Source organism: Fulvivirga kasyanovii, assembly GCF_009711405.1.
Taxonomy (GTDB): domain Bacteria; phylum Bacteroidota; class Bacteroidia; order Cytophagales; family Cyclobacteriaceae; genus Fulvivirga; species Fulvivirga kasyanovii.
Genome location: NZ_SMLW01000050.1, coordinates 1 through 344 on the forward strand (window position 1 = coordinate 1; position 344 = coordinate 344).

The 344-nt window shown below is 49.7% G+C and carries 1 protein-coding gene; it reads right to left on the reverse strand.

Annotation, left to right across the window (positions count from 1 at the left end):
• Positions 1–344, reverse strand: a 344-nt coding sequence (locus E1163_RS30035) for a lysozyme family protein (protein ID WP_221417849.1), incomplete at both ends; no start/stop codon positions are given.

Genomic DNA, 344 nt, shown 5'->3' on the forward strand with positions numbered 1-344 from the left:
GCCCTTGCCCATACATCTGCGGAGTAGTCTTTTTTTGTGGTGATATTATCAACTTCTGCAAGGCCATTAATTTTCCGAAGCCCTCCGTTATACCTGGCTACTGCTCCCCTGAGCTGTTCTGCCCTTGTCCACTGCGGAAATTCTTTTTTGATAACTTCCAGCATCCCCAGCAAAATACCTGCGGCCTGCTCAATATGCTCTTCACTGAAGGGTTCACCTTCCGGGGTGTGGGCATTTTTATCTACCTGTAAAAGCCCATAGCCATTGGGGTCATAAGTACCATATCCCTCATCGTTCACGAATTTGCCTGCCCGGGTTTCCCTGCTGGCAAGAGCTGCCAGCAG